The sequence below is a fragment of the Cnuella takakiae genome (assembly GCF_001953305.1).
Taxonomy (GTDB): domain Bacteria; phylum Bacteroidota; class Bacteroidia; order Chitinophagales; family Chitinophagaceae; genus Flavisolibacter; species Flavisolibacter takakiae.
Genome location: NZ_MTFE01000010.1, coordinates 975,977 through 1,000,510, shown reverse-complemented (window position 1 = coordinate 1,000,510; position 24,534 = coordinate 975,977). Strand labels below are relative to the sequence as shown.

Sequence of the window (24,534 nt, the reverse complement as noted above, 5' to 3'; positions counted from 1 at the left end):
CGCAAAGGTAGGAACCGCAAATTTGTATGATCAGGAATGATTTGTATGAACTGCATGCCAATCCGCATCCACATACCAGGTGCTTGAAAGTAATAGAAACAAACGCAGAAAGCTTAGTTGTTTACGCTTGCAGACACCTATCATACTAATCCTTAAAAAAGCATACAAATCTGCGGTTACCTTTGAGGCCAAATTTTTTGTGCATGCTGCAAGTTGCCTTTATCAAACAGAATACGGAAGAAGTAAAGAAGCGGTTAGCAAAGAAGCATTTCATCGAGCCGGAGATCGTGGATGCCATTATTGCCAAAGACGATGAGCGCAAGCAGCTCACCTTCCGCTTTGATGAAACCAAGGCCAAGATCAATGCAGCATCCAAAGAAATTGGCGCACTGATGGGCAAGGGCCAGAAAGAAGAGGCCGAAGCCCGCAAAAAAGAAGTGGAAACCCTGAAGGGCGAACTCCAGCCTATTCAGCAACAGCTGGATGAAGCCGAGAAAAGCCTCCACGACCTCCTCATCAAACTGCCCAACCTGCCTTCCGAGCAGGTACCCGAAGGCCGCACCCCCGCTGAAAATGTGGAAGTGCGCACCGGGGGCTCTATTCCCCAACTGCCCGCAGGCGCCGTGCCCCACTGGGACCTGGCCAAAAAGTACGACCTGATTGATTTTGAACTGGGCAACAAGCTCACCGGCTCCGGTTTTCCCGTATACAAGAACAAAGGCGCCCGCCTGCAGCGTGCCCTCATCCAGTACTTTTTGGATTATAATACCAAGGCTGGCTATACCGAGTTTATGCCCCCGCTGATGGTAAACGAAGCATCGGCCTATGGCACTGGCCAGCTGCCCGATAAGGAAGGACAGATGTACCACGCCACCGCCGACAACCTCTACCTCATTCCCACGGCCGAAGTGCCGGTAACGAATATTTACCGCGACACCATCCTGAAGGAAGCCGACCTGCCCATCCGTATGACCGCCTATACCCCCTGCTTCCGCCGTGAAGCCGGTTCCTATGGCAAGGATGTGCGCGGTCTTAACCGCCTCCACCAGTTCGATAAGGTGGAGATCGTTCAGCTGGTAGCTCCCGAGCAGAGCTACGATGTGCTGGATGATATGGTAGCCCACGTGGAAGCACTGGTGCAATCGCTGGGACTGCCTTACCGCATCCTGCGCCTTTGCGGTGGCGATATGGGCTTTGCTTCGGCCATCACCTACGATTTTGAAGTATACAGCGCCGCCCAGGAACGCTGGCTGGAAGTAAGTTCCGTGTCCAACTTCGAGGCTTTCCAAACCAACCGGATGAAAATCCGTTACAAAAACAGCGAAGGCAAAACAGGGCTGCTGCATTCGCTGAATGGCTCCTCGCTGGCCCTGCCCCGCATCCTGGCCTGCCTGTTGGAAAACAACCAGACCGAAAACGGCATCCTGCTGCCACCAGCACTGCAGCCTTATTTTGGTGGAGAAATGATTTAACCCGTTTTTGGTTTCTCGTTTTTAGTTTTTAGTCTATCGTTGCATGGCATGCACCCAAACCAAAAACAAAAAACCAGAAACTTCCACCATGAACGCTACTTATACCTGCAATGGCCTTTCCTATCCCGCCACCATCCGGCTGGAAGGTAAAGGCCTTTTTATTGAGCTGCACCGTGCCGATGGTGCCGGTACGGTATTGTGGCAGTATGCCAGCATCCGGCCTTCGGAACGCGCCAGCTTTTTTGGCTACAACGACTACCCGCCGCAAACCCTCGAGGTTTTAGACGCTGTGCTTACCAGCCAGCTGCACGAAGCCCTGCGCAATCCCGCCAACCGGTTCCGGGCCAGCCGCTTTGGGCCACTGGCCAAACTGCTGGCCATTGTGCTGGTGCTGTTCAGCCTGGTGTATTTCCTGGTGGTGCCATGGGTATCGGGACTGCTGGCGTCCCGCTTTCCTTATAGCTACGAAAAACAGCTGGGCGAGCAGGTATACCGCTCCATGGTGCAGCCATCGGACATCGACAAACCCGCTACAGCGGCTGCCAACCGTTTTTTCCAGGCACTGCAATTTGACTCGGAACACCCGGTACGCATTACCGTGGTAAAGGGAGATGTGGTCAATGCTTTTGCCCTGCCCGGCGGTCATATCATAGTATACCAAAAGCTGCTCCGCGGCCTGGACAGCTACGATGAGTTTGCAGCCCTGCTGGCCCACGAGTTTGTACATGTGCGCAACCGCCACACCCTGCGCAGTGTGTTCCGGCAGTTTGGCGGCACCATTTTTCTTTCCCTGCTGGTGGGCGATGCCGGCGCCGTTAGTGCCGTGCTGCTCAACAATGTCAATGAGCTAAAGAACCTATCCTACAGCCGCAGGCTGGAAACCGAGGCCGATATGGAGGGCTTGCAACTGTTGCGGCAACGCGGCATCAGTTGTCGCGGCTTTGTACAGCTGTTTCGTTTTTTGCAAAAAGAAAGCGGTGCCATGCAGCCTTCGGAATGGCTCAGCAGCCACCCCGATTTAAGCAAACGCATCGGTAGCATCCAACGTTCGGGAACCTGTACTGAAGGAAACAAGGACGAGCAGTTGCATAGTTTGTTCCTACAACTGAAAACTGCCGAATGAACATTTAAATTTAGTTTACCCAAACAAAGGTCTGACCTGTCCTTGGTTAACCAACAGTGTTAAATGGGCAGAGCAGGTTTGGGCAGCCTGTTTTTTGTGTATTACCCTACCAATCTTTTCGTTCTGCCCGAAAAACCAAGCAGGTACAGGAGAAAGCAGGCATATTAAAATTAAAAAATCCGTTCCGGCCCCGCCAATTCAAAAATCCTCCTTACTTTTGCCGTCCTTTCACAAGCTGCGGGTGTGGTGACCTGTAGTAAATGGAACCCAACCCGTCTTCTCCACGGGCAATTCTTAAAGTGAAAAAACTTATTAATAATGAAACGTACATTCCAACCGCATCGCCGCCGCCGCAAAACCGTTCACGGTTTCCGCAAACGCATGGAGACCGCTAACGGTCGTAAAGTGCTGGCTAGTCGTCGTGCCAAAGGCCGTAAAAAGCTGACTGTTTCCGACGAGCGCAAGCTGAAATAGTCCAGTAGCGGGTCCGTCCCGTTTCAGACCTTATTGAATAGCTCCGGCCGCCGGGGCTATTTGCTTTTTGTAGGTAACCAGGAAGTGGATGATTTCGGACGTGGGATTTCGGATATCAATAGTTTGCTACCGAATTGCGTGCACTATAGATTGCATATTCAAACAACTGAAATAAGCACCCGAAATCACTACGCTTATGCAAAGCAATTACCTATCGTAAGAAAACCAGTGCTTTTGTAAACCTCCGAAATCTAAAATCCCAAATCCGGAATCTCTTGTCTCAATTCAGCTTCAGCAAGCGGGAGCGGCTCAAAAGCCGCAAGCAGATAGATGCCCTCTTCAGCGAGGGCAAGGGCTATCATGCTTTCCCGGTGAAAATGAATTGCCGCTTGTTTCCTGTTTCGGAAGCCCAACCTGCGGGTATGCTTGCCGGCGTGTCGGCCCCCAAACGCAGTTTTAAAAAGGCAGTAGACCGCAACCGCATCAAGCGCCTGCTCCGCGAAGCCTACCGCCTGCAGAAAGCGCCCCTTTTACAACTGATGGAGGAGCGCCACACTGCCGGGCATGTTTTTTTCCTGTATACCGGCAAAGAGCTGCTTACCTTTGAACAGGTGCACGCCGCCATGGCCAAATGCCTGCAACAGCTCCAACGCCGCATTAATGAGATCCCTGTTTAAAATACTGGCCCTGCCCTTTATCTGGCTGATCCGCTTTTACCAGCTGGCTATTTCGCCCTTGCTGGGACCCTCGTGCCGCTACACCCCCACCTGCTCGCAGTACGGGCTGGAGGCTTTTAAAAAGTACGGCCTTTTCAAAGGCTTCTGGCTGACCATCAAGCGCATCGGCCGCTGCCATCCCTGGGGTGGAAGCGGGTATGACCCGGTGCCCTAACCTGCTCATACCCCCTGTCCCCCTTAAGGGGGAACTTAGGACGGAGTGCTTGACCATTTTGGAATAAACTTTAGGTTGACGTTGCTATATACAACAGCGCCCCTCCAAAGCAGAGGGGCGCTGTACATTTCAGGTTACTTGACCTAAGTTCCCCCTTTAGGGGGACAGGGGGTGAGGCGAGGTTTTACTTCGCCTGCTCGTACAATTCATTCACTTTATTCCAGTTTACCACGTTCCAGAAAGCGCCGAGGTATTCGGGGCGGCGGTTCTGGTACTTCAGGTAGTAGGCGTGTTCCCACACGTCCACACCCAGGATGGGGGTGCCTTTTACTTCGGCTACATCCATCAGGGGATTGTCCTGGTTGGGAGTGCTGGTTACTTCCAGCTTGCCGTCTTTTACAATCAGCCATGCCCAGCCCGAACCAAAGCGGGTGGTACCTGCGGCATTGAACTTTTCTTTAAACGCATCAAAGGAACCAAAGGTGCTGTTGATGGCTTCGGCCAGGGCGCCGGTGGGTTGTCCGCCGGCATTGGGCGCCAGGATGTTCCAGAAGAAAGTGTGGTTCCAGTGACCGCCACCGTTGTTGCGCACGGCGGGCGAAATGCTGCCTGCGCTGGCTACCAGCTCTTCGATGCTTTTGTTTTCGTGCTCGGTGCCGGCGATGGCTTTATTCAGGTTGTCAACATAGGCCTGGTGGTGCTTGCCATGGTGAATCTGCATGGTTTGTGCATCAATATGGGGTTCCAGGGCCTCATGTGCATAAGGAAGTTGCGGAAGTGTAAATGCCATAACTATAGTATTTAAGAATGAACAATGGGAAATCTGGTCTGTCGTTTCCGTAGGAGCAACAAATGTACAAGCCTGGGGTTGCCGGAATGTAAGGCCAACGTAAAAATTCGGTGATCAATGGGCGGTACCGGCACATATTGACGGCTACCATTTACACCCTCACCGTTTTGCCCGGAAAAATTCCCGGATCAGGCCGGCACATTCATTTTCCAGCACACCATGCACCAATTCGGTTTTAGGATGAAAAGGTGATATCGCAGGCTGCACCCTGCTGAACCCGTTTTTAGGGTCGGATGCACCCCAAACCACTCTGCCAATCTTGCTCCAGTACAGGGCACCGCTGCACATCACACAGGGTTCCACAGTTACATACAGGGTTGCTTCGGGCAGGTATTTGCTGCCCAGCTGGTTGAATGCCGATGTAAGGGCAATGATCTCGGCATGGGCCGTTGGGTCGTTGAGCCTTTCCACCTGGTTGTAACCGCGTGCAATAATGCGGCCGTTCATCACCACCACGGCACCCACGGGCACCTCGTCTTCTTCAAAAGCCTGCTGCGCCTGTCGCAGAGCCTGCCGCATAAACTGCTCGTCCGTTTCGTTCATATGCCGAAGATAAGTTGGCCGGAAAGGATTATTGATTACTGATTATTCATTTCTATATCCCATCTCATCACTCATTACTCATCACTCACCTTCCCGCCACTTTCCAATAATCAATAATCACGAATCAACAATCCCCACCCTTCTGTGGCAAAATAATTGCCCCTACCCTTCCAAACATCAACCATGTACAAAATTTGCAGCCTCCTCCTGATAGCCGCACTGGCAACAAGCTGTGGCAATAGCAACAACAGCAGCAATACCGATAGCGCCACCAACGATACTTCGGTTACCCAATACCGTGGGGTGGAAAATGTAAACGGCAATATCCCCGACACGGCCGCCACCGGTGCCGAGCCCAATACCAACTACCATTCCGATTCGGCGCAATAATGTTTAACCCGGCTGCTGTAAATTGCCCGCATGAACCTGAGCATTCGCGAAGCCACTACCCAGGATGCAGTACTTATTGCCGACCTTAGCCGCCAGACCTTTTTCGACACTTTTGCTGCGCAAAACAGCAAGGCCGATATGGATAAGTTTCTCAATGAGCAGTTTACCCGCGGCCGGCTGATGCTGGAGGTGGGCCAGACGCCCAATACGTTTTTGCTGGCTTATGCCGGCGATCAGCTGGCAGGTTATGTAAAGCTGCGCGATGGCCGCAACCCGCCCCAAATGGCCGGTGCAAAAGCACTGGAAATTGCCCGGCTCTATGCCTGCAAAAACATGATTGGTAAGGGCGTGGGCCAGCTGCTGATGCAAACCAGCCTCGAAATGGGCAAACAAAAAGGCAAAGACTGCGCATGGCTTTGCGTGTGGGAACACAACCAGCGGGCAATTGATTTTTACCATCGCTGGGGCTTTGAAAAATGCGGTGAAGTAGAATTCATTCTGGGCGATGATGTGCAAACCGATTGGGTAATGCAACGCCCTTTGTAAACAGCAGTATTTTGCTGTACCTAAAACTTTGGACGGGTTTGCTGCACGGTGGCAAGCCCGTTTTTTTACCTAAGTAATTACCTTAAATAAGGCTACTCATTTACGCCCAAATGAGAAAAACGGCAGCCAACGAAAGGCTGTCTGGCAAAGCATTTGCCTGTTAAATCGCGATAAGGGATTTAAAACTAGGAAAATGAAAAAAACGATGCTGATAGCTTCCCTGGTGTATGCCAGCCTGACGAGTTGCAATAATGCTGCGAATGACGGCGATGCCACTACCGATACGACCAATACCACCGGCGCCGTGCCCCGTAGCTCGGCTCCCTATGGCGATACCGCCCGCGACCTGAATGACCAGGGCACCAAGACCAGCCCAGACATGGTGACCAGTGAAGACAATAAAACCAACAGCAACCGCCCTGCGGATTCTACCGGCGGACTGGGTACCGGTATCAAGGAGCGCACACCGGCCAGTGAAGGGCAGAATTAAAAAGGTATAAGGGTATTGCGGTATTGGGATATCAGTAGGGCAATTGCCCGCCAAAATATCCCAATATCAAAATATCCGCCTCATCGCATAAACCGTTTCAAAATATTCAGTTTCCCCTTAAATGGCGGATACTTGAAAGCCGGGTCAAACCAGGTAGGCGTCTTCAGGACGCCTTTTTTGTGGCTGAACGTATCGAAAGAGTATTTGCCATGATAGGCACCCATGCCACTGTTGCCACGGCCACCAAAAGGCAGGTTGTGGTTGGTAAGATGAAAGCTTACATTGTTGATACAGCCGCCGCCGGCGGGCACCTGTTCCATCCACCAGTTGGCCTTTTTATCGTTTTCGGTAAATACATAAAATGCCAGCGGGTTGTTGTTGCGGGCAATGATATCGAGGGCTTCCTGCTCCTTGCTCCAGGTTAAAACAGGCAGCAGCGGCCCGAAAATCTCTTCCTGCATCACCTTGGCCTCCGGCCGCACATCTGCCAGCAAGGTGGGCGAAAGGTGCAAGGTTGGCGCATCGTAGCTGCCCCCGTACAACACGGTACCCTCCTGCAGGTATTGCAGCAGGCGGTCAAACTGCCGCTGGTTTACCACCTTGCCATAGTGATAGTCGCGTACGGCTTCTGAAACATAAAAATCATCAATGGCTTTTTTGAGGTGCTGCACAAATGGTTCGCGTACCGACTGGTGTACCAACAGGTAATCGGGCGCCACGCACATCTGCCCCGCATTGCTGAACTTAGTTACCGCTATCCGGCGGGCGGCTACTTCCAGGTTGGCATCGGGCTCAATAACGGTAGGGCTTTTTCCACCCAGCTCCAGGGTTACCGGCACCAGCTGTTTGGCAGCCAGTTGGTAAATGATGGTGCCCACCTGGGTGCTGCCGGTATAAAACACATGATCAAATCGGAAGGCTTCCATCATGCGCGGAATAACAGCAGCGCCTTCGCCCTCCACCAACAGCACTTCATTTTCCTTAAAAGCCGAAGCGGTTATCTGCCGCAACACGGCCGATGTGGCAGGCGCCAGCTCGCTGGGTTTTACCACGGCGCAATTGCCTGCAGCCAATGCACCCACCAGCGGTGCCAGCACCAGCTGCAGCGGGTAGTTCCAGGGCCCTATAATGAGCACCACACCCAAGGGCTCCGACAACAGGTAGCTTTTAGATGGAAAATTGAGCAGGTTGGTACCCACATTCTGGGGCTGCATCCAACTTTTCAGGTGCCTGAGCACATAACTTATTTCGGACAGTACAAACCCTATCTCGGTGATCCAGGCTTCTTCCTTGCTTTTCTTCAGGTCGGCGGAAAGGGCTGCATAGATGGCTTCCTCGTGCCGGTACAAAGCGGCCTTCAGGTTCAGCAGTTGCTGCCGCCGCCATGCATAAGACCGCGAGTTGCCCTGCTGGAAGTTTTGCCGCAAGGCGTGCAAAAGCGAATCGTTCATGTTTGAATGTAGGGAAATAGCACAATAAAAAAGGCCGCCCCGGGGGAGCAGCCTTTGCAAAAAACAAAGTATCCTTATTTCACCGTTACCGGCACTTCCAGGTCGGCCCAGCGCATTGCAAAGCCGTCCTTATTTACCACGTATGCCAGGCGCTCGTTGAAAGAAGCTGCCTTGCGCGGTGTAACCTGTACCCGCAGGGCATCCTGTGCTTCCTTGTAGCTGTAAGCGCCCCACTGCTTGGCTTCCTTATTGAAGATTACCGTCCACTTGTCCTTACCCGGAATGGTGAAGAAAGCATACTTACCGGCAGGCAGGGTCTTGCCTTCCACGGTGATGTCCTTGGAGGTTTCAATGGTAGTGGCCTCGTTGGCACCGGCACGCCATACTTTATCGTAAGGCACCAGGTCGCCCCAGATGGTGCGGCCCTTTACCGCCGGGCTGCCATAGTTGATGGTGATATCGGCGGCGCCTGCCTTGCCGCTTACTTTTTGGGCGGGGCTGGCAACAGGCTGCTGGGCCTGGCCCATAAAGCTGGCAAATACCGCAACAAAGAAAAACAGGAGTTTTAAAGAGTGTGATTTCATTTGGTTTGAGATTTTTTGGGTGAATTGATTTGATTGTTATGGCCCAACAATAATACATACAAATACCCTGTTTTGGTACCCCTTTGTAGCGCTCTGGTTTACCCGCCTGGCCTCTTAAGTTTAGCTTTACCTGATTACCTGTGCTAAAAGCCAACCGGGATGGACAGAAAATTGTTAGCTGTTAAACAAAAACGGATGCGGGGCAAAGGCTGGCTGCCGGTTTTACTGCTGCTGGCCCTTGGCGCCCTGTTTTTTATTCAACCTGTAATCATGAGCCAACAAACATTCAAACAGCAACTGCTGAAGCTTGCCTATCCCGTACTGATGCGCATCACCAAGCTGGCAGGCACCAATGCCACCATCAGGAAAAACAAGGACGGGAAAAAAGCGCCCGCTTCTGTTTACCAGTTAACCATTGCCCGCAACAATGGCCAGCCCCTGCCGCTGGAGCAGTTGCGTGGCCGCAAGATATTGCTGGTGAACACCGCATCGGAATGCGGGTATACAGGGCAGTACGAAGAACTGCAGGAGCTGTGGCAGGCCCATAAAGACCGCCTTGAAATCATCGGCTTTCCGGCCAACGACTTCAAGGAGCAGGAAAAAGGCAGCGATGCCGATATCGAACAATTTTGTAAAATCAATTACGGCGTACAGTTTCCGTTGGCTAAAAAAAGCCAGGTGGTGCCCGGCGCCGGCCAGCACCCGGTGTTTCAATGGCTCACCAACCCGGGCCAGAATGGCTGGAACAACCAGGCGCCCCAGTGGAACTTTGCCAAATACCTGATCAACGAGGAAGGCGTGCTCACCCATTATTTTGGGCCTTCAGTTTCACCATTGGACAAAGAAGTGGTGGCAGCTATACAGCAATAAGAATTGTGTTCGCTGGTTGTGGCAATCAACTTGGCTGTAATATTGCGGGCTGACTGAAAAAACTTACCTCCATGAACTGGCTGATCCTCATTATTGCAGGTCTTTTTGAAGTGGGCTTTACTACCTGCCTGGGCATGGCCAAGCAAAGCAAGGGCACCACTGCCAACTTGTGGTATGCAGGTTTTTTCCTGTCGCTTACCCTCAGCATGGTATTGCTCAACAAAGCCACCCAAACCCTGCCCCTGGGTACAGCCTACGGCGTTTGGACCGGCGTGGGTGCAGTAGGCACCGCACTGATTGGTATCATTCTTTTTAAAGAGCCCGCTGACTTCTGGCGGCTGTTTTTCATTTTTACGCTTATAGCCTCCATCATCGGGTTGAAGGTAGTATCGCCGCATTGATGAAACCACCGGCAGGGGCTAGCTATCACAGCTATAAGCCATCGAATCCATGTTTATTTTACGGGGCTCAAACTTGTAACCATCGTAAGCCAAAATGACCTCATCCAGCACGGCATCAATTTCTGCTACCGAAGGCAGGGTTACCAACCTGGTGCGGTAGTCGCGGATATTCGGCAAACCACGGAGGTAATTGGTATAATGGCGGCGCATTTCGTTGATGCCTGCCTTCAGTCCTTTCCAGGCCACCGACTGGTGCAGGTGCTGGCGGATCACTTCCACACGTTGCTGAATGGAAGGCGGCGGCAGGTGCTCGCCGGTGCGCACAAAATGCTTGATCTCGTTGAAGATCCAGGGATAGCCGATGGCGGCACGGCCAATCATGATCCCATCCACTCCATAGCGGTTCTTGTACTCCAGGGCTTTCTCCGGTGAGTCGATATCACCATTACCAAAGATGGGGATCTGGATGCGCGGGTTATTCTTTACTTCGGCGATATAGCTCCAGTCGGAATGGCCTTTATACAACTGGGCACGGGTACGGCCATGAATAGACAGGGCCTTGATGCCCACATCCTGCAGGCGCTCGGCCACTTCCATGATGTTGATGCTGTCGTGGTCCCAGCCCAAACGGGTTTTAACGGTTACCGGCAGTGAAGTGCTGTTGACCACGGCTTTTGTCAGCCGCACCATCAGGTCAATGTCGCGGAGCACACCGGCGCCGGCGCCCTTGCTCACCACCTTTTTTACCGGGCAGCCAAAATTGATATCGAGCAGGTCGGGGTTTACCGTATCCACAATCTTGGCACTCAGCGCCATAGCCTCCTCGTCGCCGCCGAAGATCTGGATGCCCACGGGCCGCTCGGCTTCAAAGATGTCGAGCTTCTGGCGGCTCTTGATGGCATCACGGATCAGTCCTTCCGAAGAAATGAACTCGGTATACATCAGGTCGGCGCCATTGGCCTTGCACACGGCACGGAAAGGCGGGTCGCTCACGTCTTCCATGGGTGCCAGCAAAAGCGGGAAGTCTGGAAGTTCTATATTGGCTATCTGTACCAAGCGGGTCGGTTTATTTTGGAGGGCTTATCTTGCAGCCTTCTGTTTTTAAATAAACCTTGAAGGTTTTGAAAACCTTCAAGGTTGGGAAATAACGCTGCAAAATTAAGGCAAGAAAAAGCGCACCTATGCAAACCTATCTTAAAACAAAGCCCGTATGGGTTCAGCTGTTGCTTTTTGTGGGCATGGCTTTCGGTATCCTGATGGTGATTTTCCTGCTGGGTGGCAGCCTGCTGTCGCAGGTTACCGGCATCTCCATCATGCAGATGAGCGATACCGCCCAGTGGAACTACGATAATAACAACACCCTGGTAATGGTACGGGGCATGATGCTGCTGCAGTTCCTGGGATTATTTTTAATCCCTTCCCTGCTGTTTGCCTACTTCTCCGATCCGAATCCCACTGCCTATATAGGACTGAAAAACCCTGTGAAACCGGGTTATTGGATTGTGGGTATTGCCGCCATGATGCTGGCCATACCGCTGGTAGAATACCTGGGACTGCTCAACCGCAATTTTCCTTTTGGCGTGGAAACCCGCCTGCTGATTGAAAAGATGGAAGCCGAAGCGACACGCACCCTCCAGTTTGTGCTGGGCCGGCATACCATGTTCGACCTGGTGATCAATCTTATTTTCATCGCTGCTTTTGCCGGCATCGGTGAAGAACTCTTTTTCCGCGGCATTGTACAGCGCCTGCTGATCAAAAGCACCCGCAATGCCTGGCTGGGCATCCTGCTGGCGGCTTTTGCCTTTTCATTTTTCCACTTCCAGTTTTATGGCTTTCTGCCCCGCCTCTTCCTGGGTGTCTTGCTGGGCGCCGTGTACTGGTACAGCGGCTCCCTGTGGACGGCCATACTGGCGCATTTCCTCTACGATGGTGTGATCATCGTTGTCTTGCATTTTCACCCGCAATACACGGAGGCTAGTGGTTTTATCAACCAGCAGCAACTTCCCTGGCTGGCACTGGCCAGTGCCGTGCTGGTAACGGCCGCCATCTGGTGGATGAAAAAAAGCAGCACCATCAGCTATGCGGCGGTATACGCCGGCGAAGAGCTGGATAGCATGCAAACGCCAACCAACCTAAACTACTGATGGCTTTTAATAAGGAAGTATTTCGTACCCGGGCCCTATCGGCTATCGTATTTGTGGTGATCATGGCCGTTGGCCTGTTGTGGAGCGAGCTGAGTTTTATCCTGCTTTTTGCCGTGGTACATGTAGGCTGCTGGTTCGAATACCAAAAGCTGGTGTTAGCCATCACCCATGCCGACAAAAAAACATCGGCAAGCCTTTTTGCCATGCTGATGCTGGGCGGGCTGGGGCTATTGCTGCTTTTTACCCGGCAATCTACCCTCATGGACTTTGGCAAGGGTATGTTAAGCACCAGCATTGTTGTCAGCACCTACCTGCTGATTACCAAGAGGCTGCCTAAAGATTATAAGCTGGGTATGCTTGCAGGCCTGTTGTATCTCTCCTTGAGTCTTGCCTTGCTGGTAAACATGCGCACCCAAGACAGCTACCCCGATTTCTGGTGGTCGCTGTACCTGCCCCTGTTGATCATTGTAAATAACTGGATCAACGACACCATGGCCTATATCGTAGGCTCCTTTATTGGTAAAACGCCCTTCTCTCCCATATCGCCCAAAAAAACCTGGGAAGGCACCATCGGCGGTGTGATCCTGGCGGTAATAACCATTACCCTGGTTGCACATTTCACCGGCTGGTTGCCCCTGCACCACGCAGCTGCACTCTCAGCCATCGGCGCCATCAGCGGCACCTATGGCGACCTGTTTGAAAGCAAGCTCAAACGCATGGCCGGTGTTAAAGACAGCGGCACCATGATGCCCGGTCACGGCGGCTTTCTCGACCGGTTTGACTCCCTGCTATTTTCAGCAACTGCCTGTGCAGTGTATGTGTGGGGAGTGATGTGAATGGTGAATGGTAAGTAGTGATTGGTGATTGGTGATTGATTCTTACTGACAAAATTTTAGTTGTTGGACGGTAATACCCAATCCCCATTCACTATTCACCATTCACTTCTTTGGCACTCCTTTCGCCGGGACATTTGCATGAAGATTGGATATTCCCTACTGAAGCAACTTAACAAGAAATACGATCCTTCCTCAATGGTACAACGCCGCTTTCGCGGGTACGACTTGGCCATGAAAACAGATGAAGAAGGCAACCCTATTTTGCTCTTTATCGGCACGGCCGATGAGCAGGGCATCATCAAGGGCGACCGCTATGCACGCAGGTTATTAAAAGATGAAAATGGCCGCGTTGTAAAGGACCACTGGGACTATAAAGGAAAGATTTGAAAGCAAGTTCATGCATTTCTTTTGGCATGGTATTGCAGCATCAAATACAAAACCTACGGTTATGATGTTGTTTGTAATACTGATCATTGCTTTCCTGGTAGCGCTGGGATTGTTCATGGGCTTTGCAGCCAAAAAAGAGAAGAAAGGACCAGGCCTGGGCGACCCTACTGCGGGTAACCAACAAGGACCGAGATAATGTGCTAATGAGCCAATGTGCTAAGTTGGGCAAGTGCAGTTGTAAGTGTGGCTTGGAGCAAAACTTAGTGATGTAGCTTTCGTGTGTACCAGGCGGCACTTAACAGTAAATAAAAAACACACGCAAAGTTATCCACCTTGTGCAGGTACGATGTTTTGCTACATAAAAAAAGTCAGTAGTGGAAAACATCACTTCCCACTACTGACTTTTTATTTTGAATCTGCTGCGCACCATTAGCACATTTGCTAATTAGCACATCAGCACATTAATTTCTATACACTCTTACCGCATACTCCTGACCGTCTTCTTTCTCGCCAATGACAAAACGCACAGGGTCGCCGGGACGGAGGTCTTCAAAGTTGCAGTCCTGCAGGTTGGTGTAATGGAAAAACAGGTTGTTGGGCGGATGCTTGATAAAACCAAAACCATCTTTCAAAGAAAACACATAGCTGCTGTGCAGTTCTTCGTCTTCATACACTTCTTCCTCCTCCACTTCTTCCGCATCGGTGTGGTAGGTACGCTCCTGTGTTTCGGCACGTGACTTTTGCAGGAATAACTGGCTTAGAAAATCCTCGTCGTTTCTGCGGTCGTTGATCAGTTCGGTCATGCGTACCGGGTAGGTGGCCTCGGTAAGCAACTCGCGGCTTACGCGGTGTTGATAGCGGTTGTTTTCGTCATCGGTGTATTCGTAGTCCCAGCCCAGCACCATCACCCGTACACCCAGGGTATTGAGTTTGCGCACCAGCGGCACATAATCGCCATCGCCGGCTAGCAGTACTACCACGCTGAACTTTTTATACACGGCCATTTCAAAGGCTTCAAGCGCCAGCCATACATCGAGGCCCTTTTCTACCTTTTTGTAAAAAGTTTCTTTCAGTGGCAGGTAGTGCGTAGTAACACCTTCACTCATCAGGATATCATCGAACAAACGCTCGTAATACAGCAGTTTGCCTTTTTGCGCGGCTTCCTGTGCCGGCAGGCGGCCACGGAAGTAATGCGCATCTACAATATGTGACAGGGAAGCAGGCGTACCCAGCGATTCGGCTACCTGTTGTTTGATAAAACTATGCAGGCCGCGAATAGAAATGCGGCGGCGCAGGGAATGCTGATAATTGTAGTAATTGCTGACACCGGAGAAATAATTGCCGTCGTAAAAAACGCCAATCCGGATCAGGTTGTCAAAACCGTTGGTCATAAATAAAAAATATACCTGTTATTATTCAGGGTTTATAATGCAAAATGACTTTGTCTGGCAAGGGTACAGGGTTGCAGGGGATGGACTTTAGGTAGGTTTGGTGTAGGGCAATGCCATCAAAATCGCAATCCGGAAAACAAATATAGGGGTTTGCGGGGAGGACAATAGACCATTGCGCATCGATGATGGACCATTGATTGCGGAGCAGACAACGGAAGTAGAAATTAGTTGACAGGTGAAGCGGAAGCATGATGCAAAATGATTAAGGGGTCTTATATAAAAACATACAGTATGTTCAACACAATGGCCAGGTTCGCAATCTTTCCCTTTTTTTATCATGTGAGGCCATAGTCCCAATAACCACATGCTCTCATAGTTTGCCTTTACAAGAAAGGTCCCGCATTGCTGCGGGACCAACTATAATCACCAAACTAAAAAGCCTTATTTCAATTTACATGGGCAGTTCTGCCGAAACTACTCTTGGCAACCGGGAACCGGCAACTTGCAATTTTTGTTAAAACCAGCTGCCCACGAATTTTTCATCAACCCTTTCTCCCTGCAGTTTGCGGCGGCGGCGCGCCACATCAAAGCGGTGGATGATCATGGTGGCGATCATCAAAGGAATAAAGAGCAAAGTGAGCGGTGGGATACCCAGGAAGGATATCCATTTGCCACCATAAATGCGGCGCATGGGGCGGCGCAAACGCTCGGCGATGAGGTACATGCCCGGCAGAATGAACAGGGTCATGAAGAACGCGAAGATCAAACCAAAGATCAGCGTCCATGCCAGCGGCGCCCAGAAGCGGGCACTATCGCCACCAAAGAACAGGTGCGGGTTGAACTCCGAGAACAGGGTAACAAAATTGAGGTTCAGACCTACCGCCAGCGGAATCAAACCAAAGATGGCCGCAAGTGCCGTCAGCATTACGGGGATGATCCGCGTTTTACCCGCCTGTATAATGGCCTCACGGGTACGCATACCCCGCTGGCGCAGTTCTTCGGCAAACTCAATTACGAGGATACCGTTTTTCACCACGATACCTGCCAAACCCACGATACCCAAACCGGTGAATACACCCGACACATCGAAACCAGTGATGGAGAAACCCAGCAACACCCCAATGATAGAGAACAGGATTTCGGTAAGAATAATTACAGGTTTGGAAATAGAGTTGAACTGCAACACCAACACCAGCAAAATGATCATCAGCGCAACCACCAGTGCCTGTCCAAGGAAGGCCACTGTCTCAGCCTGCTGCTCGCTTTCACCCGCCTGGCCGATGGTTACATTGGCCGGCTTGTTCTGGAATCGGTCGAGGTAATCTTTGATCTGCGTATTTACCGCTTGTGCTGTATAACCTTGTGATTCGAGCACATTGGAGCGCAGCGAAATTACCCGCTTGTAGTCTTTGCGCTTTACACTACCCTGGGTGCTGGTATAATCCACTTTTACCACGCTGGAAATAGGAATACGCTTTACCTGACCGGTGGCCATATCGCGAAAGGTGATGTTCATGTTCAACAGGTCAGTGAGCGAATTGCGCTGCAGCTCCTGGTTGCGCAGTTGGATCTTGTATTCGTCTTCACCATCCTTGATCTTCGAAACCTCACGGCCAAAAAGCGCCGTACGTATTTGCATACCAATCTGCGCACTGCTCACACCTTCAATCAGGGCACGGTTTCGGTCAACCGCCAGCGTTATCTCGGGGTTGGTAAGATCCACATCCATCTTCAGTTCTTCCACTCCCGGCACATTGATGGAATCCAGGTAGTTCTTCAGGCTTACCGCCGTCTTTACCAGGTCGTCGATGTTTTCGGATGCCACTTCGATGTTGACGGGCGGATCGGTGGGCGGACCGCCGCTTTCCTGTGCCACCGATATCTCGGCACCGGGCACGCCTTTCATCACGGCGCGAATTTCATCGAGATAAGGCGCCGAGCTTTTGCCGTGGCGTTTTTCAAACTCCACAAAAGACACCTGTATGCGGCCCAGTTCCGAACGGGTAGTACGGTCGCCGCTGGCGGGGTCGGCGGCACCAACGGCAACGTTGGAGATCACGCTTTCTACCATCGGGTTCTTCTTGCCGTTCTCCATACCCAGCACCTTGTACACGCGGTTTTCCAGCACACGGGTTACGGAGTCGGTATACTCCACATCGGTGCCTACGGGCATCTTGATATAGGTGTAAATAAAGTTCGGATCAGCCTTGGGGAAGAACACCACTTTAACCCATTGCGTGGAAGTGGCTATGCCAAATACAATTACACTAAATACAAACAATCCAAAGGTTGCCAGCAGCAGCCACACAGGGCGCCAGCCTTTAAGTGCCCAGCGCAACAATCCTTCGTAGCGCGTCATGATATTGGGTAATACGCGGTTCTGGAAACCATGAATTACATCATCAAGAATGTAGCGGTTAAAGATCACCAGCAGCACAATGAAGAGAATGAGGTTGCCAAAAAAAGTAAGCCCCATGATATCGAACAGGATACCGATGGCCACGGCAAACCACAAACCCCTTTTGCGGAAAATGGCCGACTTGGGTTCTGCCTTCCCGTCTTCGTGGTTCATAAAGTCCACGGCAAATACGGGGTTCATGATAAAGGCCACGATGAGCGATGCCGCCAGCGTGAAGATCAGCATGGTAGGCAGGTAGATCATGAACTTACCGATGATGCCCGGCCAGAACAACAAGGGCAGGAAAGGCGCCAGCGTGGTAAGCGTACCGGCCAGTACCGGGATGAACACTTCACCTGCAGCCATCATCGCGCTCTTCTCGCTATTGATGCGGCCACGACCTTCCATGAAAATGCGGTGCGTGTTTTCGATCACCACGATGGCATCATCCACGATGATACCCAGCCCGAAGAGCAGGGCAAACAACACGATGAAGTTGAGTGTAACAGCAGAACCCGCAATGAGTTCGGCGCCGGGAATAAAGATGAAGGCAACGAAAATACTCAGGGGCACACTCAGGGCCACGAAGAAGGCATTGACCACACCCATGAAGAACATCAGGATCACCAACACCAGGATAAAACCGATGACGATGGTGTTTACCAGTTCGTTGAACGAGTTGCGGGCATTGATGCTTTGGTCGCCTGTGATCACCACTTCAAGGTCGGGTGGAAATACAGTGGCCTTCAGGTCTTTTACAACCTTGTTCACCCCTTCCGCAGTTTCAATCAGGTTTTCACCCGAACGCTTTACCACGTTGAGGGTAATAACGTTTTTGCCATTGAGGCGTGCATAGCTTTCGCGTTCCTTGATGGTGTCGCGCACATCGGCCACATCGCGCAGGTACACGGGTGCACCCACATTGTTGCGCACTACGATGTTGGCAATTTCAGGTGCCGTTTTCAACTGGCCTTTCAGTTGCAGGTTGCGGCGCATATTGCCTACTTCCAACTGTCCGCCCGAGATGTCGAGGTTCTCGCGGCTGATGGCGCCTGCAATATCATCGAAGGTGATGCCCGCAGCCTGCATCCGCAGGTTGTCTACGTTTACCTGGAACTCACGCTCAGGCGCACCCACCACATCCACGCGGTTGATCTGTGGCAGCTCTTCCAGGCGGTCCTGCATTTCATCGGCGTATTCCTTCAGGCGCACGGGATCGTAGTCGCCACTGAGGTTGGCATACATGATGGGCTGCTCCGAGAGGCTCACTTCCATCACCACCGGTTCCTGCGTAAGGTCGGTAGGCAGGTCCTGCTTCGACTTGTCCACAGCGTCTTTTACTTTCTGCAAAGCTTCATCGGTATCCACGTCGGTGTCAAACTCCACGATGATGATGGAGAAGTCCTGCTGCGAGGTAGAAGTAACCTTGTTGATCTTTACCCCCGTGATGCCCTTGAGTTGTTTTTCGATGGGCTGCGTTACCAGGTTTTCGATATCCCTTGGGGTATTACCTGCGTAAATGGTCTGGATGTAAATATTGGGAATAACGATATCGGGGAACTGCTCTTTGGGCAGGGTCACAAACTGGAACACACCGGCCAAACTCACAAAGAGCATCAGCAGGTAGATGGTCGTTTTGTTCAGGATACTCCAGGTGGTGGGTCTGAAGTGTTTGAACGGTCCGTTGGGATTTTCTAGTACGCTCATGTTGGCGGTTTGGAGTTGAGCAAGGCTTTTGGCTTTTAGCTGTTGGCTATTAGCTTATCGCTCTTTGCACGAAGAATATTTTTATAACAGAACAGCAATGGCCAACAGCTAACAGCTAATAGCCGACAGCTGTTTTACCCCGTAGTTACCTGCTGCCCGTCGTACAATCCCTGAAAGCCCTGGATGATCAGCTGCTCACCGCCGGTGAGGCCGCTTTTTACTTCCAGCTTTTCGCGGTACAGTTCGCCTACTTCCACGTATTTTTTGCGGGCAACGGTCTTGTCGCCTTCCTTGGTGGCTACCATCACAAACTTGCCCTTGTCGTCATTTTGTAAAGTGTTCACCGGGATGGTGATGGCACCTGTGCGGGCATAGTCCTGTATGCGTACCGATGCCACCTGGTTGGGTTTCATACCTGCTTCGGTAGGTACGGGTGCTTCGATGTAAAAGGTGCGGCGAGCAGGGTCAATGGTTTGACCCACTACGTTTACGGTAGTTTCAAAAGTCTTGTTCACATCGGGCAGGGACACCTGCAGCTTGCTGCCCTTGCTTACTTTACCCAGGTAGTTTTCGGGCACTTCGGCAATGATCTTGAGACGGCCGGTATTTACAATGCGGATCTGCGGTCCCATAGCGGTATTGCCCACAAACATTTCACCTACACGCACATTCACCTGGTCGGCCACGCCACCCTGTGGTGCGGTAATAGTCATCAAACCTGCCTGCTGCTGGATGATGCCGATTTGCTTGCGCAGGGTTTCCACCTGTGTTTGCGCGGTCAGCACCTGCTGGTAGGTACCAATGCCCTGGTCCCAGAGGTTCTTGGTGCGCTTGTAGGTATCTTCAGCGGTTTGCAGCTGTACCCGCAGGGGTTCTATCTGCTGGCGGATAAGTGCATCATCAAGACGCGCCAGCACCTGTCCCCTGCGCACATTGTCGCCCTGTTTTACCAGCAGCGCCGTTACTATACCACCCTGACCATTGGGCGGCGCCACATACGAAATATTGGTGGCATCTACCTTACCCTGCAGGTCTACATAATGGGTAAAATCTTCGGAAGCTACCGGCGCCACGTTCACCAGTTTAGCCACACCACGTGCCGCATTTGGATCGGCTACAGCCACTTCCTGCTCCAGGGTGGTGATCCTGGCAGCGAGTTCTTTTTGTTCTTTACGCAATTGTTCCAGCTGCGCCTTTTTATCATTCAGGCTGCCGGCTTCATCCTTGCGGCTGCTACCGCAGGACGCTGCCACGAGGAGCAGGAGCAGCAGAAAAATCGATGTATTCTTTTGCATATAGTTGATGGTTGAAAACTAGTGAATGGTGAGTGGTGATTGGGTATTGGGTATTGGTGATTGGTGATTGATAAAACAATACCTATTACCTAATACCCAATTCCCAGTTATTCTAATTTACCCAGTGACCGCAGGTAGCTTACCCTTGCCACCGTAGCCTGGTATAAGGCATTGAAATAATTGGATTGCGCAGTTTGCAGGTCGCTGTCGGACTGCAGCACTTCGAAGGAAGAGCCAAGTCCCTGTTCAAATTTGAGCTTGGTGGTATTGTACACCTTTTCGGCAAGTGCCCGGTTGCGTACCTGTATGTCCAGGTTTTCGAGGGCATTCACCAGGCTTGTTTTGGATACCACCTGGTCGAAGTCGATGGCCTGTTTTACGTTGGTTATGGTATTATCCAGCTTTTCGATATTGAGGCGCGACTGCTGAATTTTATACTTGCGCTGGAAGCCGTCGAATATGGGTACGTTGATGTTTAACCCCACAAAGGAGGAGTTGATCCATACGCTGCCATTGTTCAGGAAAACATTGCGCCCCTGGCCGCCACGGGTAAAATTGCCCAGTGCGGAAACGGTAGGATAATAACCCAGGCGGTTGCGTTTGAGGTCCAGCTCCTGCAGGCGGCGGGTAATGCCGAGGGTGCGAATCTCGGGCCGGTCCTCGTATTTGAAGGCATCTTCCAGCAGCCCGTCCTTGATGCTTGATTCGTTCAGTTCTTCTTTCAGCACCACGGTATCGCGTTGCGAAAGACCCAGCGCAAACTTGAGCGCAGCATAGGAAAGGTCGACACCGCTTTGTACAATATTGCGCGTGGTGCGCAGGTTATTGAGTTGCACCTGTACCCTTTCCAGGTCGAGGCGCTCGGCAAAACCATTTTTGTACATGATGCTGTCATCGCGGTACAATTTCTCCAGCCTTGCCACGCCTTCGTTCAGGTAAAACAACTGCTTCTGTGCCACCAGGATGGCATAATAACGGTTGTACGCCGAGTCTTTCACCCTTTCCTTTACCTGCTCAATCAAAGCGGTATTGTAGTCCAGTGCTGTTTTGCGGGCCTGCAGGCCAACAAATACATCGGGCTGAAACAACAACTGGGTAAGTTGGGCCGAAAACTGCAGGTTGGAAGGCTGTTGAAAGCTTACCTGCCGCAGCGTAGGTTCGGGCACCTTGGTGATGGGCCCACCGGAGCCGGAAACGCCTTCGTCTTTCAGGATGGAATATACGGCGGTGGAAGTAGCATCCGGAAACAGGAACTGAGGCAGAGAAGTATAATAATTGCCCGACACGGTACCGGAAAGCTGGGGCAGGGCCTGGCCGGTTATTTCCTTGTTCTTGGCGTCCTGCAAGCGGTAGTCGATCTGGGCGTTTTTCACTTCGGCCACGTTCTTATAGGCGAGTTCCACGGCCTCCCGAACGGTGAGCTCGTACCGTTTTTGCGCACCTGCCGATGCGGCCAGCAGTATAGCCAAAGCGCCCAATAGTATTTTGGGTGTGATCATTTTATTTCTGTTTTTAAGCGTTGGTCTTTGTATTTCCGGATCAACTCCTGCCCTTTGGCTGTGGCCACCCCGTGCAGGAAAAGGTCGAGCAGCTGCTCTTCAACGTAGGCCAGGTTGGGTTTTCTGTTGGGAAACGAATCGGGGTTGGAGGAAATGGTAATGGTGGCTACCCGGAAGCGGGCCAGCACGTCCACATCAATTTCGGGTCGGTACAGGCCTTCGGCAATACCCCGTTCCAGGTTGGTGCGCACCAGCCGGTACACAAAATCACCGATGAAGGAACGGAACTTGGTAAAAACTTCGGGATGGTACTTCTCCAGGTCGTACAGCAGCGAAGGGTGCATGCTGCTGAGCATTTCGCTCATGTTGTCGAAACCAATAAACTCCTCGTGCACAGCGTTTTCGGAGGCCTGCTGCAGGTCCATGCAATCCTGCCGCTTGTGCTGCAGCAGGGCTGCAAACACTTCACCCACCAGGGCGTCTTTATCAGCAAAATGCTGGTAAAGCGTTTTTTTGCTCATGCCCATCTGCGAGGCGATCTCGTCCATCGAAACGGAGCGGATACCGTACCGGTGAAACAGTTCGTGCGCCTTTTGCAGTATGCGTTCTTTTGCCTCCATAAGCGGTTCCAAAACTATGGAAACTTTTAACGTTGCTGGAGTTTCCAACATTAATTTTGGGTTAGGAGGTCGGAAAAAGGGGTTGAACGGACCCGGCAGAGCTCGTTTCAGCAGGGTTTTAACCCGATCAGGTTTTTAGATTTATAGTGTAAAAAAAGCAGTACCGAAGGCACACCGGGTTTGTATCGCAACCCCAAGCCTAAATGCCAGCCTACGCCAGCAATTACACCTGAGCAAGACCGTGAACCGCAGTTTTGTAAAAACCGCCGGCCGCATCTGCCCCCATCTGCTACTTTTGCAACATGAATGGCAACAACCAAACAGGAGGATTTCGCTGGAGCCGCCTGTTTCAGTATTTTTTGCAGGGCCTGCTGGTGCTGGCACCCGTAACCATTACCGCCTATACCATCTACTGGATCGTTTCCTCTATCGATAGCCTGGTGCCCCTGTTTACCGCAAGAGGCGCCGACGGCCAGGTATATGTGCGCAATTACGGGCTGGGCTTCCTGGTGGTGATTGTTACCGTTTGCCTGATCGGGTTTTTGTCTACTTATTTCCTGCGGCTTAAGCTGTTCGGGCTCTTTGATTCTTTCCTGGAAAGAACACCGGGTGTGCGGCTGATCTACTCCACCGTCAAGGATTTCTTTGAAGCTTTTGCCGGCGAAAAGAAAAAGTTCAACCGCCCCGTGCTGGCCAGCGTGGACGATACCGATGTTTGGCGGGTGGGTTTTATCACCCGCGCTGATGCCCACGAACTGGGCCTCGATGGCTATGTGGCGGTTTATGTGCCCATGTCCTACTCCATTGCCGGCAACGTGTACATCCTGCCGCCGCACCGCATCAAACCCATCAACCGCATCACCGCTTCCGAAACCATGAAGTTTGCCATCAGTGGCGGGGTTACCAATGTGGAGGAATCGAAGCGGGCGAGAAAGGATATTTATTGAGTTTTTTGTTTGTGGTTTTTTGTTTTTAGTTTTTGGTTCAACAGCATCATTGATTAGGGAAAATGAATGCACCTGCCACCTGCACCCCAACCAAAAACCAAAAACTAAAACAAAAAACCTCTATGCTCCGGCCACTGCTCACCACCGCACTGCTGCTGATACAGCTAGCCGCCCACTGCTGGGGTTTTTATGGGCATCGCCAGATCAATTACTACGCAGCCTTCCTGTTGCCGCCCGAAATGCTGGTATGGTACAAAACGCAACTGTCCTTTCTCAGCGAGCACGCTGTTGACCCCGACAAACGCCGTTACGCCGTTGCAGCGGAAGCACCCCGGCACTATATCGACCTCGATCACTACGGCACCTACCCTTTTGATTCGCTTCCCCGCAACTGGAACGAAGCCGTTGCCCGCTACACCGAAGACAGCCTGCAGGCCCATGGCATCGTGCCCTGGTGGATCGGCGTGATGCAATCCCGCCTAACTACCGCTTTCAGGGAAAAGAACAGCGCCCGCATCCTGAAGCTTGCTGCCGAAATTGGGCACTATATTGCCGATGCCCATGTGCCTTTGCACGCCACTGCCAACTACAACGGCCAGCTGACGGGCCAGCAGGGTATTCATGGTTTCTGGGAAAGCCGCGTACCCGAACTATTGGCCGCCACCAACTGGGATTTCCTGATTGGCAAAGCCGCCTATATCCCCAACAAGCAGGATTTTATCTGGAAACGCGTGCTGGAAAGCACTGCTGCTGTAGACACAGTTTTACACATCGAAAAAGAACTAACCGCGCAATTTGCACCGGATGCCAAATATGCTTTTGAACCCCGCAATGGTGTAGTGGTGCGGCAGTACTCCGCACAGTTTACCCGCGCCTACGACAGGCGCCTCAACGGCATGGTGGAGCGCCGCATGCGGCAGGCCATCTTTGCCGTTGCCTCTTTTTGGTTCAGCGCCTGGGTAGACGCCGGCCAGCCCTCGCTAAAGGATATGGCCACTACCCCCTGGACCACTGAAGACCAGCAGGAATGGGAGCAGCTAAACGCTGCATGGAAGCGGGGCGGCAGGATGTTGAGGGAGCATGAGTAAAACAGTTTGAAGTTTTCGGTTTTTAGTTTTTGGTTTTTAGTTGTCCTTGTTCAAAATTCTTACTACAGACAGCACAGGATAGCAGGATAAAGCGGTTGTAAGCCAACATGATTCGGCTATAAATACTTTACTGAAAA

The 24,534-nt window shown here is 51.8% G+C and carries 26 protein-coding genes; 16 read left to right on the top strand and 10 right to left on the bottom strand.

The features are described from left to right. Positions 1-203 precede the first annotated feature (203 nt). The 5 genes from serS (at position 204) to yidD (ending at position 3,960) form a co-directional block, all read left to right on the top strand. Positions 204-1,472, top strand: coding sequence for a serine--tRNA ligase (serS, locus tag BUE76_RS04795; protein ID WP_073045104.1), 1,269 nt, complete (start codon positions 204-206; stop codon positions 1,470-1,472). An 88-nt stretch (positions 1,473-1,560) separates the two neighbouring features. Next, positions 1,561-2,595, top strand: coding sequence for a M48 family metallopeptidase (locus BUE76_RS04790; protein ID WP_158069926.1), 1,035 nt, complete (start codon positions 1,561-1,563; stop codon positions 2,593-2,595). Between the two features lie 318 nt (positions 2,596-2,913). After that, entirely contained in the window at positions 2,914-3,069 is a 156-nt protein-coding gene (gene rpmH, locus BUE76_RS04785) for a 50S ribosomal protein L34 (RefSeq protein WP_073045100.1), read from the top strand. A gap of 275 nt (positions 3,070-3,344) precedes the next feature. Beyond that, positions 3,345-3,746 (top strand): ribonuclease P protein component, encoded by a 402-nt coding sequence (rnpA, locus tag BUE76_RS04780; RefSeq protein WP_073045099.1) that lies wholly within the window; start codon positions 3,345-3,347, stop codon positions 3,744-3,746. Then, positions 3,730-3,960, top strand: a complete 231-nt coding sequence (gene yidD, locus BUE76_RS04775) for a membrane protein insertion efficiency factor YidD (RefSeq protein ID WP_073045097.1) — start codon at positions 3,730-3,732, stop codon at positions 3,958-3,960. Before rnpA ends, yidD begins: the two co-directional genes overlap by 17 nt. Before the next feature lie 184 nt (positions 3,961-4,144). Here the strand turns inward: yidD and BUE76_RS04770 are convergent, their stop codons facing one another. After that, complete coding sequence (locus tag BUE76_RS04770) at positions 4,145-4,750, bottom strand: superoxide dismutase (protein ID WP_073045095.1); 606 nt, start codon at positions 4,748-4,750, stop codon at positions 4,145-4,147. A 159-nt stretch (positions 4,751-4,909) separates the two neighbouring features. After that, positions 4,910-5,353, bottom strand: a complete 444-nt coding sequence (locus tag BUE76_RS04765; protein ID WP_073045093.1) for a nucleoside deaminase — start codon at positions 5,351-5,353, stop codon at positions 4,910-4,912. A 183-nt stretch (positions 5,354-5,536) separates the two neighbouring features. Between BUE76_RS04765 and BUE76_RS04760 the strand changes: the two genes are divergently transcribed. The 3 genes from BUE76_RS04760 to BUE76_RS04750 all read left to right on the top strand — a co-directional run bounded on the left by BUE76_RS04760 (position 5,537) and on the right by BUE76_RS04750 (position 6,779). Further along, positions 5,537-5,743 (top strand): hypothetical protein, encoded by a 207-nt coding sequence (locus BUE76_RS04760; RefSeq protein ID WP_073045091.1) that lies wholly within the window; start codon positions 5,537-5,539, stop codon positions 5,741-5,743. 30 nt (positions 5,744-5,773) lie between these two features. Next, the gene (locus BUE76_RS04755) at positions 5,774-6,289 is read left to right on the top strand and encodes a GNAT family N-acetyltransferase (RefSeq protein ID WP_073045090.1); all 516 of its coding nucleotides are present in this window, start codon (positions 5,774-5,776) and stop codon (positions 6,287-6,289) included. 193 nt (positions 6,290-6,482) lie between these two features. Further along, positions 6,483-6,779 (top strand): hypothetical protein, encoded by a 297-nt coding sequence (locus tag BUE76_RS04750; protein WP_073045088.1) that lies wholly within the window; start codon positions 6,483-6,485, stop codon positions 6,777-6,779. 80 nt (positions 6,780-6,859) lie between these two features. Here the strand turns inward: BUE76_RS04750 and BUE76_RS04745 are convergent, their stop codons facing one another. Both BUE76_RS04745 and BUE76_RS04740 read right to left on the bottom strand, forming a co-directional pair. Then, positions 6,860-8,230: an aldehyde dehydrogenase gene (locus tag BUE76_RS04745; protein ID WP_073045086.1), complete on the bottom strand. Its 1,371-nt coding sequence runs from the start codon at positions 8,228-8,230 to the stop codon at positions 6,860-6,862. Positions 8,231-8,304: 74 nt separating this feature from the next. After that, positions 8,305-8,814: a DUF2911 domain-containing protein gene (locus tag BUE76_RS04740; protein ID WP_073045084.1), complete on the bottom strand. Its 510-nt coding sequence runs from the start codon at positions 8,812-8,814 to the stop codon at positions 8,305-8,307. A gap of 270 nt (positions 8,815-9,084) precedes the next feature. Here BUE76_RS04740 and BUE76_RS04735 point away from each other — a divergent pair, with 270 nt between their 5' ends. Both BUE76_RS04735 and BUE76_RS04730 read left to right on the top strand, forming a co-directional pair. After that, positions 9,085-9,684: a glutathione peroxidase gene (locus tag BUE76_RS04735; RefSeq protein ID WP_073045182.1), complete on the top strand. Its 600-nt coding sequence runs from the start codon at positions 9,085-9,087 to the stop codon at positions 9,682-9,684. A gap of 71 nt (positions 9,685-9,755) precedes the next feature. Then, the gene (locus tag BUE76_RS04730; RefSeq protein WP_073045082.1) at positions 9,756-10,085 is read left to right on the top strand and encodes a DMT family transporter; all 330 of its coding nucleotides are present in this window, start codon (positions 9,756-9,758) and stop codon (positions 10,083-10,085) included. 18 nt (positions 10,086-10,103) lie between these two features. On the opposite strand, the gene dusB is transcribed toward BUE76_RS04730, so the two are convergent. Next, positions 10,104-11,141, bottom strand: a complete 1,038-nt coding sequence (gene dusB, locus BUE76_RS04725) for a tRNA dihydrouridine synthase DusB (RefSeq protein WP_073045080.1) — start codon at positions 11,139-11,141, stop codon at positions 10,104-10,106. Positions 11,142-11,266: 125 nt separating this feature from the next. On the opposite strand from dusB, the gene BUE76_RS04720 reads away from it, so the two are divergent. The 4 genes from BUE76_RS04720 (at position 11,267) to BUE76_RS25270 (ending at position 13,648) form a co-directional block, all read left to right on the top strand. Continuing rightward, a complete protein-coding gene (locus tag BUE76_RS04720; protein ID WP_073045078.1) occupies positions 11,267-12,229 on the top strand; it encodes a CPBP family intramembrane glutamic endopeptidase in 963 nt (320 codons plus the stop codon). Next, positions 12,229-13,065, top strand: coding sequence for a phosphatidate cytidylyltransferase (locus BUE76_RS04715; RefSeq protein WP_073045076.1), 837 nt, complete (start codon positions 12,229-12,231; stop codon positions 13,063-13,065). The genes BUE76_RS04720 and BUE76_RS04715 overlap by 1 nt, the downstream gene beginning before the upstream one ends. Positions 13,066-13,203: 138 nt before the next feature. Beyond that, the gene (locus BUE76_RS04710; protein WP_073045074.1) at positions 13,204-13,452 is read left to right on the top strand and encodes a hypothetical protein; all 249 of its coding nucleotides are present in this window, start codon (positions 13,204-13,206) and stop codon (positions 13,450-13,452) included. 61 nt (positions 13,453-13,513) lie between these two features. Beyond that, complete coding sequence (locus BUE76_RS25270) at positions 13,514-13,648, top strand: hypothetical protein (RefSeq protein WP_262485774.1); 135 nt, start codon at positions 13,514-13,516, stop codon at positions 13,646-13,648. A gap of 265 nt (positions 13,649-13,913) precedes the next feature. Here BUE76_RS25270 and BUE76_RS04705 read toward each other — a convergent pair whose 3' ends face one another. The 5 genes from BUE76_RS04705 to BUE76_RS04685 form a co-directional block, all read right to left on the bottom strand. Beyond that, positions 13,914-14,843, bottom strand: coding sequence for an NYN domain-containing protein (locus tag BUE76_RS04705; protein WP_073045072.1), 930 nt, complete (start codon positions 14,841-14,843; stop codon positions 13,914-13,916). A gap of 514 nt (positions 14,844-15,357) precedes the next feature. Then, the gene (locus tag BUE76_RS04700) at positions 15,358-18,948 is read right to left on the bottom strand and encodes an efflux RND transporter permease subunit (protein WP_073045070.1); all 3,591 of its coding nucleotides are present in this window, start codon (positions 18,946-18,948) and stop codon (positions 15,358-15,360) included. 134 nt (positions 18,949-19,082) lie between these two features. Continuing rightward, a complete protein-coding gene (locus BUE76_RS04695; RefSeq protein ID WP_073045068.1) occupies positions 19,083-20,243 on the bottom strand; it encodes an efflux RND transporter periplasmic adaptor subunit in 1,161 nt (386 codons plus the stop codon). Positions 20,244-20,350: 107 nt separating this feature from the next. Continuing rightward, positions 20,351-21,742 carry a TolC family protein gene (locus BUE76_RS04690; protein ID WP_073045066.1) on the bottom strand — a complete coding sequence of 464 codons (1,392 nt, stop codon included), beginning with the start codon at positions 21,740-21,742 and terminating at the stop codon, positions 20,351-20,353. Next, positions 21,739-22,362, bottom strand: coding sequence for a TetR/AcrR family transcriptional regulator (locus BUE76_RS04685; protein WP_073045064.1), 624 nt, complete (start codon positions 22,360-22,362; stop codon positions 21,739-21,741). Before BUE76_RS04685 ends, BUE76_RS04690 begins: the two co-directional genes overlap by 4 nt. A gap of 302 nt (positions 22,363-22,664) precedes the next feature. On the opposite strand from BUE76_RS04685, the gene BUE76_RS04680 reads away from it, so the two are divergent. Together BUE76_RS04680 and BUE76_RS04675 are read left to right on the top strand one after the other, a co-directional pair. Beyond that, positions 22,665-23,309, top strand: a complete 645-nt coding sequence (locus BUE76_RS04680; RefSeq protein ID WP_073045062.1) for a DUF502 domain-containing protein — start codon at positions 22,665-22,667, stop codon at positions 23,307-23,309. A gap of 122 nt (positions 23,310-23,431) precedes the next feature. After that, entirely contained in the window at positions 23,432-24,397 is a 966-nt protein-coding gene (locus BUE76_RS04675; protein ID WP_073045181.1) for a zinc dependent phospholipase C family protein, read from the top strand. Positions 24,398-24,534: the final 137 nt, after the last annotated feature.

What these genes read in the sequence shown, in the direction of transcription:
- serS (WP_073045104.1), top strand. Translation starts at nt 204, where the DNA reads ATGCTGCAAGTTGCCTTTATCAAACAGAATACGGAAGAAGTAAAGAAG.
- BUE76_RS04790 (WP_158069926.1), top strand. Translation starts at nt 1,561, where the DNA reads ATGAACGCTACTTATACCTGCAATGGCCTTTCCTATCCCGCCACCATC.
- rpmH (WP_073045100.1), top strand. Translation starts at nt 2,914, where the DNA reads ATGAAACGTACATTCCAACCGCATCGCCGCCGCCGCAAAACCGTTCAC.
- yidD (WP_073045097.1), top strand. Translation starts at nt 3,730, where the DNA reads ATGAGATCCCTGTTTAAAATACTGGCCCTGCCCTTTATCTGGCTGATC.
- BUE76_RS04770 (WP_073045095.1), bottom strand. Translation starts at nt 4,750, where the DNA reads ATGGCATTTACACTTCCGCAACTTCCTTATGCACATGAGGCCCTGGAA.
- BUE76_RS04765 (WP_073045093.1), bottom strand. Translation starts at nt 5,353, where the DNA reads ATGAACGAAACGGACGAGCAGTTTATGCGGCAGGCTCTGCGACAGGCG.
- BUE76_RS04760 (WP_073045091.1), top strand. Translation starts at nt 5,537, where the DNA reads ATGTACAAAATTTGCAGCCTCCTCCTGATAGCCGCACTGGCAACAAGC.
- BUE76_RS04755 (WP_073045090.1), top strand. Translation starts at nt 5,774, where the DNA reads ATGAACCTGAGCATTCGCGAAGCCACTACCCAGGATGCAGTACTTATT.
- BUE76_RS04750 (WP_073045088.1), top strand. Translation starts at nt 6,483, where the DNA reads ATGAAAAAAACGATGCTGATAGCTTCCCTGGTGTATGCCAGCCTGACG.
- BUE76_RS04745 (WP_073045086.1), bottom strand. Translation starts at nt 8,230, where the DNA reads ATGAACGATTCGCTTTTGCACGCCTTGCGGCAAAACTTCCAGCAGGGC.
- BUE76_RS04740 (WP_073045084.1), bottom strand. Translation starts at nt 8,814, where the DNA reads ATGAAATCACACTCTTTAAAACTCCTGTTTTTCTTTGTTGCGGTATTT.
- BUE76_RS04735 (WP_073045182.1), top strand. Translation starts at nt 9,085, where the DNA reads ATGAGCCAACAAACATTCAAACAGCAACTGCTGAAGCTTGCCTATCCC.
- BUE76_RS04730 (WP_073045082.1), top strand. Translation starts at nt 9,756, where the DNA reads ATGAACTGGCTGATCCTCATTATTGCAGGTCTTTTTGAAGTGGGCTTT.
- BUE76_RS04720 (WP_073045078.1), top strand. Translation starts at nt 11,267, where the DNA reads ATGCAAACCTATCTTAAAACAAAGCCCGTATGGGTTCAGCTGTTGCTT.
- BUE76_RS04715 (WP_073045076.1), top strand. Translation starts at nt 12,229, where the DNA reads ATGGCTTTTAATAAGGAAGTATTTCGTACCCGGGCCCTATCGGCTATC.
- BUE76_RS04710 (WP_073045074.1), top strand. Translation starts at nt 13,204, where the DNA reads ATGAAGATTGGATATTCCCTACTGAAGCAACTTAACAAGAAATACGAT.
- BUE76_RS25270 (WP_262485774.1), top strand. Translation starts at nt 13,514, where the DNA reads ATGATGTTGTTTGTAATACTGATCATTGCTTTCCTGGTAGCGCTGGGA.
- BUE76_RS04705 (WP_073045072.1), bottom strand. Translation starts at nt 14,843, where the DNA reads ATGACCAACGGTTTTGACAACCTGATCCGGATTGGCGTTTTTTACGAC.
- BUE76_RS04700 (WP_073045070.1), bottom strand. Translation starts at nt 18,948, where the DNA reads ATGAGCGTACTAGAAAATCCCAACGGACCGTTCAAACACTTCAGACCC.
- BUE76_RS04695 (WP_073045068.1), bottom strand. Translation starts at nt 20,243, where the DNA reads ATGCAAAAGAATACATCGATTTTTCTGCTGCTCCTGCTCCTCGTGGCA.
- BUE76_RS04690 (WP_073045066.1), bottom strand. Translation starts at nt 21,742, where the DNA reads ATGATCACACCCAAAATACTATTGGGCGCTTTGGCTATACTGCTGGCC.
- BUE76_RS04685 (WP_073045064.1), bottom strand. Translation starts at nt 22,362, where the DNA reads ATGGAGGCAAAAGAACGCATACTGCAAAAGGCGCACGAACTGTTTCAC.
- BUE76_RS04680 (WP_073045062.1), top strand. Translation starts at nt 22,665, where the DNA reads ATGAATGGCAACAACCAAACAGGAGGATTTCGCTGGAGCCGCCTGTTT.
- BUE76_RS04675 (WP_073045181.1), top strand. Translation starts at nt 23,432, where the DNA reads ATGCTCCGGCCACTGCTCACCACCGCACTGCTGCTGATACAGCTAGCC.